At 47.8% G+C, this 17,411-nt stretch carries 20 protein-coding genes; 2 read left to right on the top strand and 18 right to left on the bottom strand.

The annotated features are described in order from the left end of the window. Positions 1–31: 31 nt before the first annotated feature. From virB10 to ACTHRY_RS00500, 17 genes are all read right to left on the bottom strand, one after another. Complete coding sequence (gene virB10, locus ACTHRY_RS00580) at positions 32–1,354, bottom strand: type IV secretion system protein VirB10 (protein ID WP_440373950.1); 1,323 nt, start codon at positions 1,352–1,354, stop codon at positions 32–34. Then, on the bottom strand, positions 1,351–2,184 hold the full coding sequence (gene virB9 / locus ACTHRY_RS00575) for a P-type conjugative transfer protein VirB9 (RefSeq protein ID WP_065423771.1): 834 nt from the start codon (positions 2,182–2,184) through the stop codon (positions 1,351–1,353). The genes virB10 and virB9 overlap by 4 nt, the downstream gene beginning before the upstream one ends. 27 nt (positions 2,185–2,211) lie before the next feature. Then, positions 2,212–2,916, bottom strand: coding sequence for a virB8 family protein (locus ACTHRY_RS00570; RefSeq protein WP_114139676.1), 705 nt, complete (start codon positions 2,914–2,916; stop codon positions 2,212–2,214). Continuing rightward, a complete protein-coding gene (locus tag ACTHRY_RS00565) occupies positions 2,913–3,035 on the bottom strand; it encodes a hypothetical protein (protein WP_282822551.1) in 123 nt (40 codons plus the stop codon). Before ACTHRY_RS00565 ends, ACTHRY_RS00570 begins: the two co-directional genes overlap by 4 nt. A gap of 72 nt (positions 3,036–3,107) precedes the next feature. After that, positions 3,108–3,602 (bottom strand): hypothetical protein, encoded by a 495-nt coding sequence (locus ACTHRY_RS00560; protein WP_049323729.1) that lies wholly within the window; start codon positions 3,600–3,602, stop codon positions 3,108–3,110. An 18-nt stretch (positions 3,603–3,620) separates the two neighbouring features. After that, the gene (locus tag ACTHRY_RS00555) at positions 3,621–3,812 is read right to left on the bottom strand and encodes a hypothetical protein (protein ID WP_128582986.1); all 192 of its coding nucleotides are present in this window, start codon (positions 3,810–3,812) and stop codon (positions 3,621–3,623) included. A 23-nt stretch (positions 3,813–3,835) separates the two neighbouring features. After that, positions 3,836–4,750, bottom strand: coding sequence for a type IV secretion system protein (locus tag ACTHRY_RS00550; protein WP_440373949.1), 915 nt, complete (start codon positions 4,748–4,750; stop codon positions 3,836–3,838). Between the two features lie 62 nt (positions 4,751–4,812). Then, on the bottom strand, positions 4,813–5,484 hold the full coding sequence (locus ACTHRY_RS00545; RefSeq protein ID WP_440373948.1) for a type IV secretion system protein: 672 nt from the start codon (positions 5,482–5,484) through the stop codon (positions 4,813–4,815). A gap of 83 nt (positions 5,485–5,567) precedes the next feature. After that, on the bottom strand, positions 5,568–7,847 hold the full coding sequence (locus tag ACTHRY_RS00540; RefSeq protein ID WP_440373947.1) for a TraG/VirB4 family ATPase: 2,280 nt from the start codon (positions 7,845–7,847) through the stop codon (positions 5,568–5,570). A 34-nt stretch (positions 7,848–7,881) separates the two neighbouring features. Continuing rightward, the gene (locus ACTHRY_RS00535; RefSeq protein ID WP_049323725.1) at positions 7,882–8,313 is read right to left on the bottom strand and encodes a VirB3 family type IV secretion system protein; all 432 of its coding nucleotides are present in this window, start codon (positions 8,311–8,313) and stop codon (positions 7,882–7,884) included. Positions 8,314–8,331: 18 nt separating this feature from the next. Then, on the bottom strand, positions 8,332–8,646 hold the full coding sequence (locus ACTHRY_RS00530) for a hypothetical protein (protein WP_223169098.1): 315 nt from the start codon (positions 8,644–8,646) through the stop codon (positions 8,332–8,334). Positions 8,647–8,713: 67 nt separating this feature from the next. After that, complete coding sequence (locus tag ACTHRY_RS00525; RefSeq protein WP_049323724.1) at positions 8,714–9,355, bottom strand: lytic transglycosylase domain-containing protein; 642 nt, start codon at positions 9,353–9,355, stop codon at positions 8,714–8,716. Between the two features lie 439 nt (positions 9,356–9,794). Next, positions 9,795–11,048 carry an ABC transporter permease gene (locus ACTHRY_RS00520; protein ID WP_049323070.1) on the bottom strand — a complete coding sequence of 418 codons (1,254 nt, stop codon included), beginning with the start codon at positions 11,046–11,048 and terminating at the stop codon, positions 9,795–9,797. Continuing rightward, positions 11,045–11,959 carry an ABC transporter ATP-binding protein gene (locus ACTHRY_RS00515; protein WP_049323071.1) on the bottom strand — a complete coding sequence of 305 codons (915 nt, stop codon included), beginning with the start codon at positions 11,957–11,959 and terminating at the stop codon, positions 11,045–11,047. Before ACTHRY_RS00515 ends, ACTHRY_RS00520 begins: the two co-directional genes overlap by 4 nt. Before the next feature lie 27 nt (positions 11,960–11,986). Next, a complete protein-coding gene (locus tag ACTHRY_RS00510) occupies positions 11,987–12,730 on the bottom strand; it encodes an SH3 domain-containing protein (RefSeq protein ID WP_049323072.1) in 744 nt (247 codons plus the stop codon). A gap of 81 nt (positions 12,731–12,811) precedes the next feature. Then, positions 12,812–13,810: a BtrH N-terminal domain-containing protein gene (locus ACTHRY_RS00505; protein WP_049323073.1), complete on the bottom strand. Its 999-nt coding sequence runs from the start codon at positions 13,808–13,810 to the stop codon at positions 12,812–12,814. Between the two features lie 70 nt (positions 13,811–13,880). Next, the gene (locus ACTHRY_RS00500) at positions 13,881–14,729 is read right to left on the bottom strand and encodes an RnfABCDGE type electron transport complex subunit B (RefSeq protein ID WP_049323074.1); all 849 of its coding nucleotides are present in this window, start codon (positions 14,727–14,729) and stop codon (positions 13,881–13,883) included. 187 nt (positions 14,730–14,916) lie between these two features. Between ACTHRY_RS00500 and ACTHRY_RS00495 the strand changes: the two genes are divergently transcribed. Further along, entirely contained in the window at positions 14,917–15,384 is a 468-nt protein-coding gene (locus ACTHRY_RS00495; RefSeq protein WP_049323076.1) for a YchJ family protein, read from the top strand. A 264-nt stretch (positions 15,385–15,648) separates the two neighbouring features. Here the strand turns inward: ACTHRY_RS00495 and ACTHRY_RS00490 are convergent, their stop codons facing one another. Further along, entirely contained in the window at positions 15,649–16,437 is a 789-nt protein-coding gene (locus tag ACTHRY_RS00490) for an inositol monophosphatase family protein (protein WP_003748211.1), read from the bottom strand. A gap of 166 nt (positions 16,438–16,603) precedes the next feature. On the opposite strand from ACTHRY_RS00490, the gene ACTHRY_RS00485 reads away from it, so the two are divergent. After that, the gene (locus ACTHRY_RS00485) at positions 16,604–17,329 is read left to right on the top strand and encodes a 16S rRNA (uracil(1498)-N(3))-methyltransferase (RefSeq protein ID WP_049323077.1); all 726 of its coding nucleotides are present in this window, start codon (positions 16,604–16,606) and stop codon (positions 17,327–17,329) included. Positions 17,330–17,411: the final 82 nt, after the last annotated feature.

Below are 17,411 nucleotides of genomic sequence, written 5' to 3'. Positions count from 1 at the left end.
AACCTGCCCCCGGAGGGGCAGGCCGTCTGAATCAGTATCCGTAAGGATTAACCAACTCATATACTTTGCTGAAATCAACATCCCGGGCAACCATGATGTTAATCAGTGAGCCCTGATTAATCGTACCGGTTGGCGGAATATTGATACTGTTTTTCAAGGCTTCGGTTGCCATCTGTTGCGCGGCCTCGCTCGTATTTTCATACGAGATGTGATTATTATTGCCCGAAGTTCGATTTTGGCGATTACCAACAGCATCACCAATATCACCAATCAAGCTAATCATAATAGAACCGCCGAAACGTTTCCAAAAATGGTATTTAACATAAGCAGCATGACCACTTTCACCCAAAGCCCCTGCACCTGGACTCGCTAGTGGCACTTTTACGCCAGTCGGCGTTTCCAGCTCATTCCATAACACGAAGACTCGTGCTTGTCCTTGCAACAAGGCGGAAGTTTGTTCACCGATGATTTTACTGCCACGTTCGATCAGAAGGGTTTGTCCATTAGCGGAATATACATCTTTCGATACGATACACCGGGTAAATCCAGGCTGGGTTGTTACGATCTTGGTATCCAATCCGCAAGGGATATTCGTTCCTTTGGCCAGCAGATATGTCAAATCTCCACGTTGTTGTGCTTGGGCTGAAGCCGTTACAGTCGCATTCAGTCGCGAACCAAAACTGCCTCCACCTCCCTGTGTAGCACCACCTCCATCCTCACCCCCAAAGAAACTTGGAGGGCTACCTGTATTCAGTTGTGCGCTACTTTCAGATGAAGTGCTGCCCAAGTCAGAGATACTACTATCGAACTTAACTAAAACATTACCACTCATTTTGCGGTCTTTAGGGGTTTGAGAAGGCGTAGTTTCAGATGGTGTGGCTTGAACAGTGCTATCGTAGGGTACTTGCTCCACCGGTTGAACAGTGGGTTGAACTGCACCCGTTTGGACTTGTGAAGCCACTTCCTGTTGAGGCTCGGAAGCACCCTCATCCGGAACGGGATCTGAAGCGGCTTGTTGATCCATCAGAGCAATTTCCGCTTTATCCTGGGCAAAGTTTTTACTCCCTGTTACTTCAGGAGCAGAAGCAATCTTTGGTTGAGAATCTTCCGCTTCTTCATCCCCACCCGTCATCCCGATCAGTCCCGATACGATGACACCTACCGCAAGAATGCCTACTCCTGCTAAAGCGACCTTACGCATATTATTAGGTGTAGCAGTATTTAGATTCAGTGGTATGCCGGGTTCGATTTTATCGTTCTGAACAGATTGGGATAGGGCTTCAGGCTTTGTAAAATCACCGTTTTCTACGGTATTAGGCTTAGTTTTTCGTTTGAATTTGTCGAAGAATTTCATCTGCCTTCCTTCTCTCTACTAATACGGACAAAATCATGATTGCCGGTGCCGGTTCGATTAAACGTGCCTTGTTCATCGAAGCTACGATTTTCCAAACCAAGCACAGATTTTCCGAGGCGCAAAACAAAATGTTTTGCAGTTTCATGGATTACCACGGTATCGCCCTCCACATGGCTGTTAAGCAACATTTCTGTACCGTCAGCCATAACTTTGTAAATCAGTGGCAGTTCTCGACCGTTATCAAAGCTGAAATAAGTAAAGCGGCCATTATCGTAGGCCGCTGTCGGTGCTAGTGCTTTATTACCCTTACCCCAATAGTTGTAATTGTACTGAACACTGGATCGATGCCTTGTTCCTTTGATTTTTTCCAAAGCCTTAGCCTGTTTCTGAGCTTCGGCACGCGCTTTATATTCCGCAGTATCAGGATAGACAAATCGAAGTAAATAAGTCGGCTTTTGAACATATTTGCCATTTTTCTTGCCGGTCAGCGACAAATCGAAGGCATATGTTCGTTTTTTGTTAGTTGTAATCAACATATTTGTGGCTGGAGCGGAAGCAACCGGCTTCATATAGAGATTGTTACCTCGAACTGCCAAATTCCAGGCTTCTGTATCACCCATACCCAAGCCGCTTGTATCACCAGTCAGCAATTCACCATCTTCAAGTTGGATTAAAACAGCTTCTCCAATACGGGCATGAACATGAATAACATCATCGGGATTGTACACAACGGTTTGGATGCGGCCGTCTTTAGCCGACCCTTTGGGAACAGATACCGCTCCGGATACAGCAGGTAAAAGTCCCATCAGCAGTAATGCTGTCAGTTTCATTTTTACATTCATCGTTAACCCTTTCTGTTATGGCGCAGTTTCCGGATCGACGCGATAACTTTTGACAATAAAGCCCAATGGATTGATACGGCGGGCTTCCTCACTCATAGGCTGGTTCGCATATTCGTAGCCGATAGTTGCGATCATGTTTTGAACAGGAATTTCCTGATTTAAATCTCCCGAAATTGGTACCATACGTTTTTCAAAACGGACTTGCGCTGTACTACCAATAAAAGTCACGGCTTTTACTTTGGCGACTACCTTGTATTGGTTTTTTAATACCTTATGCGGAGCTTGCGGATTGTCGTTATAGATTTTTGAAAATGCTGCCTGAATCTCAGGGGAACTCATCAACATAACCGCATCGTAGTTATCCTGAATTGTTACCCAGTCATAGCTTTCACGAAGTTGGACGTAACGTGTCAACCAGTGTTTATCCATAACTTCGCCGTAGGATTGTTCCTGATTTTTCATCATCGTTACGATTTCCGTTTGCCCGGTGTTGTTATCGACCTTGATTACATAAGGCCGTGTCTCTTTTAAAGGTGTCAGACCTGCTACTGCTCCAACTGCCAAGCCTGTGATCAAGAGACACGCACCACTGATGCGCCATGCAATTTTTGCTGATTTATGAACACGCACAATTTCTGCGCTTTCAAAACCTTTTGCAGCATTAATAAACTCAATAGCCATTTTGTTATTGCTGGCTTTTTGTGAATTGTCAGGCATCATTTATCCTCTTGCTGAATAGTTGAATTAATCGGAAAAGGCGTACCGTGAGGTTGAGGAGGCTTTTTTCCGGAACATGCACAAAGTGCGATAGAAAGGGAGAGAAGAAGGATGGTTTTCACGGGGATTTCCTTGATTTATGAATCGATAAGCCCAAAAAAAACACCCCGATTGGGGTGTTCTTCTCAGATAGATTAATAGGTTGTTGCGTGATATTGCGTTTTTTGAATATTGAAACGATTATCATCGGTAAGAGAAAGAGTTGTACGAAAGTTGTCAATTTTGACTTTCTCTTTAGGAGGTATGTGGATGTCGGTTGATACTGCCGACACATAATATCCCTGTTTGTCATAAATAGGAACGGACACATTAACCACAATCAGACGATTGGTTTTGTTTAAAGCCTCACCAGTAAAGGTTATATCTGCCTGTGGAATCGCCCCCTTATAACTGCCACCTCTTTGGACAACAAGCATTTTCAAGTTTTTTAATTCGTATTGAGCTGTCGATTTACTGCCTAAAGACAAAGTGTCTTTAGCTTGCCCTGCTCCCGAACCGGCCATACCTGAATTAATGCCCGCCAAAGTACCGTTGATGGCGCTGAGGCCGTCAGTCAGTTCAGCACAGGCACTCAAGCCCAAACTCAGGGCTGTTATAGCAGCAAATTTAGTAATCTTGCGATAATCCATATTTAAACCCTTAGAGTATTAATCATCAAAACGAACCGGTACTGGTCGGTCAAGCAGTTTAAAAAATAATCCAAAAATCGATAAACCGATACATAGCCCGGCTAATCTGGCCAAAGAACTTTCCATCAAGTTGCCGAACATACCGATAAACATCAACGTGCCCACAGAAAGCAACAACATCCACCAAAGCATTTTAGTTACGAAAGTCATGATCATATTCTCCTAAAATTGGATTATTTCGGTTTGACTTTCCCGCCACCGGGAAGTTTCACACCTTTTGCCCATCTTGCCACAGACATAACGGTTCGACTGAAACCGTTTACAGATGCCCCACCCGTTAAAGCGGAAGAAATCGAAGGAATACTCCAGGCAACCAAAATAAAAATTGTTGTTGATAGGAAAAAGAGCGGAATCAAGCCGACTACCTGAGCAACTGATCCGATCTCTCCAACTACTGCTCTTTCTAATTGGTTCTTGAAAAAATCATTCTGCAATGCACCTAGAATAACGTAAAACACTACTGTAACTGAGTAATTAAGGATTTGTCCTATCCAATTCATGCCCCACTGCCGTGTTGCAGGAAACAACATTGAACCTATAAACATAGGTCCGATGACGATTACCATCGCCAATGATAGTTTGGCAATTAGGTAATAAGCAAATGTAATGAGAAAGAACAAATAAGCCAATATAACAGCAACCGTACCACCAATATAAAGCATCAGCTTATCTGATACTTGTAGCATATCCAAAGAAGCGGCATACGAAAAAATATTCTCCATCATCTTTAAGATATTGTTGCTTTGGGTATCCAACGCGCTTGCAGTATAGGTTGAAGTCCCCAACAATCCACTCAGATTTTCGGGCAACATCCACATGATATTGGCGAGTTTCTGATACTGACTGGAATTGAACGCAAAAGCGATAATCAGCAACCAGCCGATCATGCGCTTACCCAAATCCACGACGTTTTCATCAAACCCCCGTTTGTAATAGTCAAACGCGACCAACAGGATATAAATTCCAAAGCCGATTTGAAAAACCGGAGCAATACCGCTGATCATGTTGTTTGATTTTTGGAACAGATTAGTTCCCATACCGTTTAGTAGAAAGTTGGCGAGTTCGGAAAAATAAGAAGTTGTTTCCATAATTTGCCCTATTTTATTTAGTGCTGCATTCGATTATTCCCGAATGCAGCACGATAAAGCTACTACTGATTGCAGACCGCATAGTTGCGATCACGGATATGACGTGCCATACATTCTTCACGGGAAGCATACTGACGCTGTTCGATTTCTTGTTGTCGTTTATACAACCGATCGAGCATATCCAGTTTGGTTTGATTGTTGGCGATTTTTGCCTGTTCTACAGAAATGCGGTTTTGCAGGTCAGTAGCGGCTTTGATGTCTTGTGCATTATTGACTTCATCCATCAAGCGCGACAGAGATTTAAGTTGTATCTCCATTGAGTTAAAGACTTTTTCCATCTCCTTCATGTTATGCACAGCCATACGTTGCGCCGTTTCAGGGTTATAAGCCTTACTATTAATCACAGACTTATAGTCGATATTTTTTGCGCCTTTATAAATCTCGCTCCACTCGGACGGAATTTGGTCTTTGAACGTATCCTTCAAAAGATTGCCCATATTGCGCGAACCTGTCATCGCTTTAAACTGTTTAACCTGTTGTTCGTACTGCTGTTTCATTTGTGCGAGTTGCTTGGCCATCTCCATCATCTGCTGAACGAAGTTTTGAGTACGCTGAGCAGCAGCTCCACCATCAAACACCGGAATACCGCTAGCTGTAACTGCTAAAGGCATAGCTGCTAAACTCGTAACAAGAAGAGCCATAGCGGATAATTTCTTCAGATTCAATTTCATCATAAGTTCCTTGTTGAAAGCCGCATCAAGCGGCAAAAAAAAAGGCCGTTTGAAATTCAAACAGCCTTCGTTAAATTAAAAGAATATTATGCGGCTCGCACATTTTTCTTCTCTGCACGGCGTTCTCGCAGGGTTTCAAGAAATGGGCGATACCAAACATCCGGATTTTTACTGCCAACATCTTCCATAATTTGATGCAACAACTCCACGTTATCAGATGAACCTGACAGGAAAGCCATTTCATCATGAAAACCGTACAAATCCAGCATGGCAAAAGCCGACTGTTTCGACTGCTTAACCAAGAATGTGCGACTTTCCAACGAGAGTTTGGAAAGTTCCTCAAACTCTTTTAGCGTCAGGCCGCAACGTTCGTAGCTGTTTTCAAATTCGGCATCAGGATTCGGCAGAAAGATTTTGGTCGGCGTCTGTTGAACAATGGCGGGGAATATCGGACAGGAAATAGCATCTTCCGGTGATTGCGACACCAAAATCAACCAGCCGCCACGTTTGCGGTCGGTTTTCAGAATCTTGAGCATGATGTCCTGCAATGCCTCAAAACGTGCCGCATACCAAAATTCTTCAATGATGGAAGCGAGAATGCCGTCTTCTTTAGCAACTTTGTCCATCATGATATTTCTCAGGTGGAACATATACGCTAAAACCGGAGCGGTCGGCGGATAGTCGTCCTTCAGAATATCGGTCAGGTCAAATCCAACACGGAAGAACTTTTCAGCATCAAACATGTTTGTTGGGTTGTCCAGGCACCATGCGAACCGTCCACCTTCACTTTCACACCATTTAGAAAGGCGCATACGAAGTGAGTTAGGATCAGGAACAACTGGGATGCTTTGCAGTAGATGACTAAACCGGCGGTTTTCATAATCCATACTGAACAGGGTATCGACAGCAGCCTGAATCTCTTTTTCTTCCGTAGCCGTCAGTTTTCCGTTCTCGTCCGCTCCGCACATACCGACCAAGCTGTACAGGAATTCACGGTTTGAAGGTGTATCAGGCAGTTGAAAAGGATTTAACCCGGTAGGCACACCTGCTTCTAAGGCAAAATAAGAACCACCGATGGCGCGGATAAAGATTTCCATACCTCTGTCCAAGTCCATCACAAACATATAAGGATTGAAGCGTTCTGTGAACGCCATCATAGATGTTTGCAAAGTGGTTTTACCCGTACCGGTTGCACCCAATATCAGTGTGTGTCCGGCGATTTTCTCACCAAGGTTGTCCTCCTTCAGATTTGAGAAATGGAAGTTGAAATCGTAAATCGTCTTGGATGTGGTTTGCAGCGGCATAATTGCTGAGCCGTCACCAATCGGATTGCCCTGTTTTTTACCGTGCGAGTAGTTGTGTATGCCGAAGGTTGTCGCAAAGTTTGTTGTCGTTTTCGGGAAAGAGCGAGGTCTTTCCTTACTGCCCGGCACCTGACTGAAAAATGTCGCCGGAGCGGAAAGACCTGCTTTAGTAAAACGATAACCGCCCGCATTCAGAAACGTAGAATAAGCACGAGCGCCATTTGCGGCCGCTTCTTCAGCAGTATTGCCATACACAACCAACGCTGCATGATAGTCGCCGAACATCAATTCGCCCGAAACGAGTAAACCCTGACCTTGTTCCAACTCTTTCTGCTGCTCCGTTGCCTTGTCGTTGACCGATGTCAGATTGTTCAACTGTTTCTTAATTTCGCCCTGCATATCATACGGATTGATGAACACAAGGCTTTGAGTGAATGTAAACTCACAAGGTAGGCGCAAGATTGATGTCAAGATTTTAGGTTTACTAATCCCAAAGTCTTTCAGATCGAACATTTGTGCAAACTTACGAGTCCCGTTTTGGGAACGAATTTCGCACAAATCAGAACCAAAATGCAGATTAGCTCCTGGAATAGTCTGATAAGCATCGACAAAAGACAAAGGAATCTCTTCCCGTGTTCCATTGATCAAACTGCCAAAAAATGAGTACACCTCCGAAAAAGCAACACCGTTTTCATTCTTATAGGCAGTCAAAAGATACGGATCGTAGGGTTCAAGTGAGCGCATCAGAATCTGAATTTGTTCCTCTGCTTCTTTAATACCTGCTTCCAAAAAGTCGGTCTTAATCAAAACCGTCAAATGGAACACGTTTTCAAAATAATCCACTTCTTGAAAACGTTTCAGATATTTATCGGCAAATTGCTGGCAAAAAGCCGTTTGAAATGCGTATTCGCGGTCAAATACAATTTTTTGGCGTTGAAGAGTTCCCCACACCGCCAAACGGTTACCTAATGTTTTGCCCATACCGGCAAGTACGTTTCGCAACGATACAAACTGCGTGAACAAGTGTTTGTCGTCCACGCCGTCAAACGGAAGACCTTCCATACGGATGACGAAGGCTAGGTGTCCCGTTTTGTAATTAACGATGTTGTTTGAAACGTGTTGGCAGATTTTCGGTAGAAAATCCGACTGTGCCGGTTGCGCTTTTAGAGCGTTGCTCAAAAAATCGCTGATAATCACTTTGTTGTCTCCCAAATTTGGTGGCGAGAATGGTATTGGTGCCGTTAAACATCTTGGCATTGCGGCGTCGGAGGAAGTATTTCGTTTCGTAGAAATAAACTCTTAAGGCTTGATCATCGTGTTTACTAATGGTGTACAAGAAAGCCAAAACCGGCAAAGGTAGCAGCAGAAAATATAAAGCCCTTCCTTCGAGGAAGGGCAATGTTGCCATTGTTAATATGACAGCAGCTAAACCACATGCGGCTAATGCCGGAAGTGGAATACCTGCCACCATTGCACGACGATTCATACCGTTGAATGTTGGTTGCTCAGTATGAATATCTTCTTTCATTCGATAGAAACTCCCACCTTAAGATAAGCTTAAGCTTCCGCCTTTTGTGAACAGCCAAGTTGCGATAACAATCGCACCACCGGCACCGACAATCCATAAACAGGTTTCCAAAATATCCCCCCATGTTTTACGACCGCCAAAACCTTGTGCCATTTGCCACAATAAGCAAATCGTAGCTACGACCCCTACAATGGTGTAGATACCTGTTCGGATGGTTACTGCCATTGAAGATACTTCGCTGAATCCGTCTGCCAATACAGTTTGTGCCATTGCCAGTAAAGCAACTGTTGCAACTGTTTGTGTATTGGTTACAGCTTTTTTGATGTAATTCATCATCATTTCCTTTTTAAAAGACAAAAAAAAACCGCATTTAGCGGTAATAAGAATTGCCCGAAGGCAGTTAAAACTCTTTAAATACATCCCATTCTGCGTATCGTTTGACGGGTGCTTGGGCTGCTACTTTGACTATGTTTTCAGACGAGCTATCAGATCGGGCAACAGCAGGTATAGGCTTCGGCTTAAAAGGCTGAACAGAGTGTGATGCCAAAACTGTACGATTGCCGCTCAATCGTGCGTAACGTTCTTTCACGTTGCGGACGTAGTGCTGCGTTTCCCGATAAGGCGGAATGCCACCATATTTCCTGACAGCTCCCTCACCGGCATTATACCCAGCCAGTACCAAATCAATATTGCAACCATGTGGGCTGGATTTGTCAGGAAAGTGGTTACATAAAAAACGCAGGTAACGTGTACCTGCGATGATGTTTTGTTCCGGGTCGTAGAGGTTTTTAGGATTCACCCCCATTCTTGCAGCAGTGGGAGGTATGACCTGTAACAAACCCCGTGCATTCTTATTGGACAGAGCATAACGGTTTCCTGAGCTCTCACGCCCCATAACCGCCCATACAATGTTTTTGTCCAAACGCTGTAATGCCGCATGCTTTTCAACTAATGCAGCGTATTGAGGGTATGGAGCGTCGGCAATCGCTGATGTTTGGTAAAAAGCAAAGAGTGATGTTGTCAGTATCAATATTCTCTTCATGTTTTTTTCACATCCCTTCCTTTATTTATTCTGAAAAGAAAAAACGAAAATCAAAGCAAATTGAGTAAAAATGCTTGGATTTTCGTTCTGTGGTATGTGTCCGGTTTGTGCCGAGATAAGGCAAAATTAAACTGTATCAGACTGAAGGTGCTGGCTTCAACTCTGTTTAGAAACAATTATTTATATTTTATTATTTGGACTTTTAATCCGTTGGTCGAGCGTTCGAATCGCTCACGACCCACCAAATATGAAAAACCTGCTTTGAAAAAAGCAGGTTTTTTTGCGTTTGGATTTTAGAATTTTGTTGAGCATATTTTGTTATTGAAACAATCCATAGCACATCAAGCATCAGGCCGTCTGAAAGATATTTTCAGACGGCCTGAAGTTTTATAGGAATGGTTTTGAGAAATAAGTTTGTCTACTTAGGGTAGACAAACGTTTAAAACCTAACTTGAGTCTGCAACTGCCTACGATAAACCAATACGGCAGCAGTCAGCGTGACAAAAGAGAATGCTGACAGTAGAAGCAGATAACGGCTGATCCCGTCCAAGCCGCTGCGGTTGAGCAGCAGTTCTTGAAAAGCCTTTAAGCCCCATGCCATCGGGGAAATCCAGGTGAGTTGCTGCATGGTTTCAGGCATGACGTGTGCAGGGACCATAATGCCGCCGATTGCCGCCATCAGGATGATGCCGCCGCCGCCGAGTACGACAGCGTGTTCGGTAGATTTGGCGCAGACGCTGATTAACAGCGCGTAGCCGAGTGCGGCGGCGCTGACGGCGGCGGACAGCAGCGCGTAGGAAACAAGGCTGCCGTTGAGTATGAGGGCGGGGACGCCGATTTCGGGCAGCAGGTAGCGGCCGAGCAGCAGCATTCCGACAAATTGAAGCTGGTTAATCAGGAAGTAGGGAACCAGTTTGGCGGCAATCAGGCTGGACGCAGAGGCGCGGGCGAGGCGCAGGCGGGTGATGGTGTTGGTCTGGCGTTCCAGCGCCATGACGTTCGACAGCGGTATCATGATGAAAAACATACCGAAAATCAGCCATGCGGGTACGCTGTGCTGTACGGCGTTGGGTTTTTCCACCGTGCCGCTGCCTGCGCTCAGATAGTGTTCTTCCAGCATTTTTTTATCTAAAAAGCTGCGCACGGCGGTGAATTGTTCGTCGTTTTTTTCATCGACTTTTTTCTGGATGTCTTTGCGGATGGAGCGGGGCAGTTTTTTATTGTCGATTTTGATGCCGTCGTTGTTGTCGAAATAGGCGTCCAGCCGCGTTTCGGTGTAGTGCTGCTGCAAAACGCCTTTGACCGCCGCCAGCCATGAAGGCTCGGTATCGGGCGGTACATAGATTTGCAGGGCTTTGTTGTCGGCGATTTTGCCGGAAGCGGGGTTCGGGTTGTGCAGCACCAGTTGGAAACGCTTGTCGTGCAGGCCGTTTTGCGCGTCGGTCAGTTTTTCAGACGACATCCGCGTAACATGAATCTGCTCTTTTTCCAGCGCAGCGGCCAGTGCGGTATTGACGCTGTCGTCTGCCGCGCCGACCAGCGCGATGCGGCTGTCGGTGTGCGGGTCTTGGTCGCGGCTCAGCGCCAACGACATAATCAGCATAAAGGCGATGGGCATCACAAACAACACGGCCAAACCGTGCAGGTCGCGGCAGAGTAGTTTGAGTTCTTTGAGGAGGGAAGAGGTTGTCATTGTGGGTTTTGCTTATCTGTTGCCGGTTCGTCTTTGCGCAGGAAATCAAGGTAAAACGTTTCCAGCGAACCGTGTCCCTGCTGGAAGTAGCGGATTTGCGCGCCGCTTTGTTGCAGGGCGGCGTAAACGGCGGCGGCATCGTGCGCCGTTTCCATCATGCTGCGGCTGTCTACTTGCTTTGCACCCAAGGCGGCCAGCGTTTGAGGCGGCAGCGGCGGTTCGACGGTAAAGCGCACGACACCGGTTTGCGTACTTAAAAGCTCGTCCAAACCGCCGTGGTACACCAGCTTGCCGTGTTGCAGCAGCGCGATTTTGTCGCAAAGCTGCTCGATTTCCGACAGATAGTGCGAGGTGTAAACCACTGTTACCCCCTGCCGCGTCAAATCCGCCACGCTATCGAGGATAAAGCGGCGCGACTGCGGATCGATGCCGACCGTGATTTCGTCGAGGAACACCAGTTGCGGCGTGTTAATCAGGCCGATGGCAAAATTCAGACGACGTTTAAGCCCGCCCGAAAGATGCTTCGCCGCTTTGTTTTTATGGGCGGTCAGGTCGGTCTGTTCCAACAGCGCGTTCAGACGACCTTTGTCGCGCACTTTGTAAAGCGAGGCAAAAAACAGCAGGTTGTCCCACACCGAAAGCTGCGGATAAAACGCAAAATCCTGCGGCACCAAACCGATTTTCTGCCGCTCGCTGCGGCTCAACAGGCGCAAAGGCTTGCCGTCAAACAAAATTTCGCCCTGCCGTACTTCCTGCAAGCCTGCCAAAAGCGACATCAGCGTCGTTTTCCCCGCACCGTTGTGACCGAGCAGCCCCAAACATTCGCCGTCGGCAATGTCGAACGACACATTGTCCAGCGCGGCGGTTTCGGCTTTGGGATAACGGTGGGAGAGGGATTGGATTTGAATCATGGTTTCAGACGGCCTTTCAAGCGATATTTAAATCGCAGCACCCCATAAATAGCGGCGCTGGAATTTGCCGTCCTTAAATATAAAGCAAACGTTGAAAGGACTGCCGTCCGAACCTTGTCTGCCAAACAGATAAAGCGTCTTATCGCTGCCGCGGTAATAGGCTTCCCAGCCTTGATATACATTGCTGCCGCGTGCGGTGGCCGCAAAATCGGGCGAGAACAGTCCTTGCAGTTCGGCAGCGGGAACCGCTTGACCGTTTAGCGTGATGCGTTCAAGCGCGAACACGCTTTTGGGAATGTCGTAGTCTGTACCATAGAAAGGTTTGCCTCGATAGAGCCGCGCGGTGTATTTGTCTTTGTTGATGCCCGAGAAGTCGCTGAGTTTTGGATAGATGCGGCGGGCTACGATGTGTACCGTTTGTCCGTTGCCGGACAAAGTCAGTGTATCGTCATGACCGGATTGTTCGCGCAGGCGGACGAAGTTTTTGTCGGAGGCGGGAAATATCAGACGGCTGTAATGGATGAAACCGTAGTCTTCTGCGGCAGGTTGTTGCAGCTGGGCAGTACAGAAACTCAGGCTGCCTTCACCGCCGTCACCCAAACATTCCAACGGTGTGCCGTTGGGGATTTTTGCCAAAACTTTGGCTTTCAAATCGGGGCTTTCGCGTAAGTTGGTGTGTCCGTCGGCATCATGAACCAAGGCAAAGCCGTCCGGCGGCGCGGCATGGGTTAAGGCGGAACACAAGAATAAGACAGTAGCTAGGTAACGCATTTTTAATTTCTTTTAGTTTTCAGACGGCCTGTAATGTCAAAATAATTCACGGTAGATTAATTAGTACCGCATAAATCTCCATTATTTCAACAATCCCCGCCACAACGCTTCTTCATCATCCGCAATCTTGCGCAAAAACGCGGCAATGTTGCGGCAGCCGTTTTCGGACGGTTTTTTGCATTGTTTCACGCACATGGCTGCGAATTGGCGCCATTGGTCGCCGATGGCGGTCATTTGTTCTGAGGCCTTCTGAAACGCAGGTTCGTTGCAGATATGGGTGGCCTGCTCGAGGAAGTAGGCGTAGATGTAGCGGAAACCTGCGCCGCCTGTGCCGATTTCTTCCTGCATCCGCACCAAATGGCCGAGAAACAGTTTTTGGTATTTTTCATTTTGTTTGGCGGGCAGGGATTCGATTTTTTTGGCTAGTGTGCGGATGCCTTTGACGCCGATGAAAAAGACCGGCGCGAGCATGTGTTTGGCGTTTTTGCGTATGGCTTTGCGGATAATGGCGGGCAAGTCTGCCATGATTTGTTCAGACGGCCTGTTGTCTTCCAAGGTGTACATCATGCCTTTTGCCGCCAATACGCCTTTGGCAAAGCGCGCCCGCTGCAAATCTTCGGCGGCGCAGCGTTGTACGGTTTCAAATACGGGGTCGCTGATGAGGTAGTCGTTGCCGTCTTTGCCGTACACCAAAAGATTGTGTGCGTTGAAATGGAAGCGCATTTGCGGCGGGAAGTAGGGCAGCCAGAAGACGGAGGTTTGCAAACCGGCCAGTTTGCCTGAAGACAGCGCGGCATCCAATGCGGCTTGTCCGCTTTGTGCGTCGGAAAATTTGCGGATGGATAATTTCAGCCCCAATGCTTTGCAGGTGTTTTTGATGATGCTGCGCGGCGCGGTACGGTAGGAAACCAGCGGCATGCCGTTTAATTTGATCAGCGGCATCCAGACAAACGTCAGCGCGTGGGCAATGCCGAAAATCATGGCTTCGTCTAAATTGTGGCCATGGTATTTGAGCAGAGTGGACATCACACCGCTTTCGCAATGGGCAGTATGCTGGTGTGGAAATTCTTGTGTGGTCATAAAGTATTGGTTTTCGTGCAATGTTTTCAGACGGCCTGAAGCGGTCGGAATGGGTTTGTTGTTTTGGAAATCAGCGGGCTTCTTTGGCCGCTTCCTGCTCGGCTTTGTGGCGGCGCAGAAATTCGATGGCGGCGGCTTTTTCGGCTTCGTTGCCGTATTTGGCATCACGTTGGGCGCGGCGCAGTTCGGCGCGTTCTTTGGCTTCTTCGATTTGGCGCGCTTTGAAGTCTTCGCGGTTGTCGGAGGAGACGAGTTTGTCCTGTTGCGATTGCGCTTTGGCCATGGCTTTGGCAATCAAATCCATGGGGTTGAATGCAGCGCTTGGTGCGGCTGTTTGGGTTTGTGCCTGTGCGGCCTGTTTAGCTTTGACGGCAGCTTCGCGTTGCGCCAGCAGGGCTTTGCGTTCGGCATCGTCGCGCTGTTTGCGCGCGGTATGGCGTTCAAAACGGCTTTGTGCGTGTTCGGCGGCAGCAAAGCGCGGTTCGGCAGAGGTGCTGAAACGGCGTGCTGACGGCAGGAAGGGCTGCGATACGGGAACCATGTCGATGCAGTCGACGGGGCAGGGGGTAACGCACAAGCCGCAGCCGGTGCATTCGTCGCTGATGACGGTGTGCATCAGTTTGGATGCTCCCATAATGGCATCGACAGGGCAGGCGCGGATGCAGGCGGTACAGCCGATGCAGACGGCTTCGTCAATCAGGGCTACGGCTTTGATTTGTGTTTTTGCCGGCGCGAGGTAGGGTTTGCCCAACAGGTCGGCAATGTCTTTCATGACGGTCTCCCCACCCGGCGCGCACAGGTTTACCGGCGCTTCCCCTGCCAACAGGGCGCGCGCATAGGGTAAGCAGCCTTCATAGCCGCACTCACGGCATTGGGTTTGCGGCAACAGGCGGCTGATGCTTTGGATGGGAATGGTCATCATGGATAGTCAAAATCGAAAAGGCGCATTATATCAGATTGTTGCGTTTATTTTGGCGAAACCTGTTTTGCTTATTTTAGCGAAACTTGCTACGCTCGTTTTAGCGAAACTCGCTGCGCTCGTTTTCAGACGGCCTGAGTCGGGTTTGCATTATAATTTTAAAATTGATTTATTCGGGTAATTAGAAATGACGGCTACACTTTGCCCTTGTCAGTCGGGGCGTGTTTATACGGAATGTTGCGCACCGTTTCATGCGTGTGAGGCGGCGGCCTCGACGGCGGAAGAGTTGATGCGTTCGCGTTACAGTGCGTATGTTTTGCAGGAGATTGACTATATCGTGGACACGACCGTCCCTGTGCAGCAGAATTTGTTGGACAAGCAGGATTTGGCGGCATGGAGTAAGCAAACGCAGTGGTCGGGATTGAAGGTTGTCCGTCATGTACCGTTTGGCAAGCTGCATGCTTTGGTCGAGTTTGAGGCGTATTTTGAAGAGAACGGGCAAACCGAGTGCCATCATGAGTTGTCGGCGTTCGTGAAAATAGACGAACGTTGGTATTTTATTGATCCGACCGTTGCTTTGCCGACGATGAAACAGCCTTGTTTGTGCGGTTCGGGCAAAAAGTTTAAGGCGTGTTGCGGACAGTTTTTCAAGTAGTGATGTGAACAGGCCGTCTGAATGTTCAGACGGCCTGAGCTGTTTTTGCAGATAAAAAAAACCATTCATACTAAGGGAGAAGTATGAATGGCCAATACATTGCGGGAAAACGTCTTACTTGCTGCACCGCCCAAAAGGGATGAAAGAGCGGTGTTGTGTCAGCAATTGGTATTCTACCGTTTTTAGTATTAAATGCTGTTAAGAAGTGAAATTATTTCAATAAATTGCAAGATAATCGTGATATTTTGAAGATAAACGGTATCTTCACTGATTTTCGCGAATCCATTTCACCCATTGTTTGAACAGCTCGGGTTGCAAAGCGGCGATGACGGAACGCTTGAAAACGTGCTCGCCGCTCCAGAAATCATCGCCTTCCAAAGTGGTCAGGCAGCCGCCGGCTTCTTCAAAAATCAATGCGCCGGCAGCGTAGTCCCACAGTTTTTGTCCGCCGTGGATGTAAATATCGTAGCGGCCGCTGGCAAGGTAGCACCAATCGAGCGTGCTGCTGCCCATGCTGCGTATCGTGCCGAATGGAGCGAGGGTGTTCATGCGGCTGGCGAGTTTGCCCGAGCGCAGGTATTTAATTTCCACGCCGGCAATGGATTCGCTGAGTTTTTTTTCTACCGAACGCAGCGGCAGCGGCGTACCGTTGAGAAATGCGCCTTTGCCGTGTTCGGCATAGAAACATTCGCCGCTGACCGGATTGTAAATCACGCCCAGCTCGGTGCGCCCGTTTTTAACCAGTGCGACGGATACGGCAAAATGCGGCAAACCGTTGACGAAGTTGTTTGTGCCGTCGATGGGGTCGACAATCCACAGGCCGTCTGAATGTTCGTTCCACAATCGGGTTTGCTCCTGAACGCTCATCTCTTCACCCAACATCGGACAATCTTCCAATAAGGGCAGGGCGGCGGCAAAGGCGGTTTGTGCGGCCAAATCTGCTTCACTCAAAACCGAACCGTCTTCCTTGCGTCGTGACGGCGTGTTCAGAAAACGCGGCATGACTTCGGTTTGGGCGATGTGGCGGACGACTTTCTGTAAACGGTATAGCACGGCATATCCTTGTTTTTTGCAGTTTTGCGCGACAGTGGATTAAAATTCGGGAAGTTTTCAAATTATAGTGGATGAAAGCGAAAGCAGGCAGGAGCATATCGCCGTGTTTCAACTTCATTCATGAAATTTTAAATTTAAATTATATACATGAATAAAGCAGGAAACCATGCCCCGATTTTATGTTGATTTTGCCTTAAGCCCCGACAGCGTGGTCGAATTGCCCGATAATGTGGTGCGCCATCTGAATGTATTGCGCGTGAAAAATACGGAAGAAATCGTGTTGTTCAACGGCAATGGCAAGGCATATCCGGCTTTGCCCGAGGTTTTGGAAAAGCGCCGCGCCAGCGTGCAGATTTTGCGTGAAGAGGCAACGGACAACGAATCGCCGCTGAACATTACTTTGGTGCAGGCGGTATCCGCCGCCGAGCGCATGGATTTCACTTTGCAAAAAAGCGTGGAATTGGGCGTGGCGGAAATTCGCCCGGTCATCAGCGAACGCTGTGTCGTGCGCTTAAGCGGCGAGCGCGCTGAAAAGCGGGTGGCGCGTTGGCAGGAAATCGTCGTTTCGGCGTGTGAACAAAGCGGCCGCAATATTGTGCCGAAGGTTTTGCCGCTGGTGACTTATGCGCAGGCTCTGCAGCAGTTGCCGCAGGAAACGGCCAAACTGTTAATGAGCTTGAACCGCGCTCAAAAACTGAGCGATGTTCAGCCGCAATCCGGCAAAGTCGTGTTTATGGTCGGCCCGGAAGGCGGTTGGACGGAGAAGGAAGAGCAACAGGCGTTTGATGCCGGTTTTCAATCCGTTACGCTCGGCAAACGGGTGTTGCGTACCGAAACCGCCTCACTTGCGGCCATCGCCGCCATGCAGACGCTTTGGGGCGATTTTGCATAAAGTTCGGGCCGTCTGAAAACGAGCGTAGCGAGTTTCGCTAAAACAAGTTGTTGCTTCATGATATAAAAATGGGAGTTTAAAA

This window comes from Neisseria sp. P0004.S004 (assembly GCF_051963335.1).
GTDB lineage: Bacteria > Pseudomonadota > Gammaproteobacteria > Burkholderiales > Neisseriaceae > Neisseria.
This window is presented reverse-complemented; position numbering and strand designations above follow the sequence as displayed.

Excerpts from the sequence above, each read along its gene's own strand:
- virB10 (WP_440373950.1), bottom strand. The coding sequence starts at position 1,354 with ATGAAATTCTTCGACAAATTCAAACGAAAAACTAAGCCTAATACCGTA.
- virB9 (WP_065423771.1), bottom strand. The coding sequence starts at position 2,184 with ATGAAACTGACAGCATTACTGCTGATGGGACTTTTACCTGCTGTATCC.
- ACTHRY_RS00570 (WP_114139676.1), bottom strand. The coding sequence starts at position 2,916 with ATGATGCCTGACAATTCACAAAAAGCCAGCAATAACAAAATGGCTATT.
- ACTHRY_RS00560 (WP_049323729.1), bottom strand. The coding sequence starts at position 3,602 with ATGGATTATCGCAAGATTACTAAATTTGCTGCTATAACAGCCCTGAGT.
- ACTHRY_RS00555 (WP_128582986.1), bottom strand. The coding sequence starts at position 3,812 with ATGACTTTCGTAACTAAAATGCTTTGGTGGATGTTGTTGCTTTCTGTG.
- ACTHRY_RS00550 (WP_440373949.1), bottom strand. The coding sequence starts at position 4,750 with ATGGAAACAACTTCTTATTTTTCCGAACTCGCCAACTTTCTACTAAAC.
- ACTHRY_RS00545 (WP_440373948.1), bottom strand. The coding sequence starts at position 5,484 with ATGATGAAATTGAATCTGAAGAAATTATCCGCTATGGCTCTTCTTGTT.
- ACTHRY_RS00540 (WP_440373947.1), bottom strand. The coding sequence starts at position 7,847 with ATGGAAGGTCTTCCGTTTGACGGCGTGGACGACAAACACTTGTTCACG.
- ACTHRY_RS00535 (WP_049323725.1), bottom strand. The coding sequence starts at position 8,313 with ATGAAAGAAGATATTCATACTGAGCAACCAACATTCAACGGTATGAAT.
- ACTHRY_RS00530 (WP_223169098.1), bottom strand. The coding sequence starts at position 8,646 with ATGAATTACATCAAAAAAGCTGTAACCAATACACAAACAGTTGCAACA.
- ACTHRY_RS00525 (WP_049323724.1), bottom strand. The coding sequence starts at position 9,355 with ATGAAGAGAATATTGATACTGACAACATCACTCTTTGCTTTTTACCAA.
- ACTHRY_RS00520 (WP_049323070.1), bottom strand. The coding sequence starts at position 11,048 with ATGACAACCTCTTCCCTCCTCAAAGAACTCAAACTACTCTGCCGCGAC.
- ACTHRY_RS00515 (WP_049323071.1), bottom strand. The coding sequence starts at position 11,959 with ATGATTCAAATCCAATCCCTCTCCCACCGTTATCCCAAAGCCGAAACC.
- ACTHRY_RS00510 (WP_049323072.1), bottom strand. The coding sequence starts at position 12,730 with ATGCGTTACCTAGCTACTGTCTTATTCTTGTGTTCCGCCTTAACCCAT.
- ACTHRY_RS00505 (WP_049323073.1), bottom strand. The coding sequence starts at position 13,810 with ATGACCACACAAGAATTTCCACACCAGCATACTGCCCATTGCGAAAGC.
- ACTHRY_RS00500 (WP_049323074.1), bottom strand. The coding sequence starts at position 14,729 with ATGACCATTCCCATCCAAAGCATCAGCCGCCTGTTGCCGCAAACCCAA.
- ACTHRY_RS00495 (WP_049323076.1), top strand. The coding sequence starts at position 14,917 with ATGACGGCTACACTTTGCCCTTGTCAGTCGGGGCGTGTTTATACGGAA.
- ACTHRY_RS00485 (WP_049323077.1), top strand. The coding sequence starts at position 16,604 with ATGCCCCGATTTTATGTTGATTTTGCCTTAAGCCCCGACAGCGTGGTC.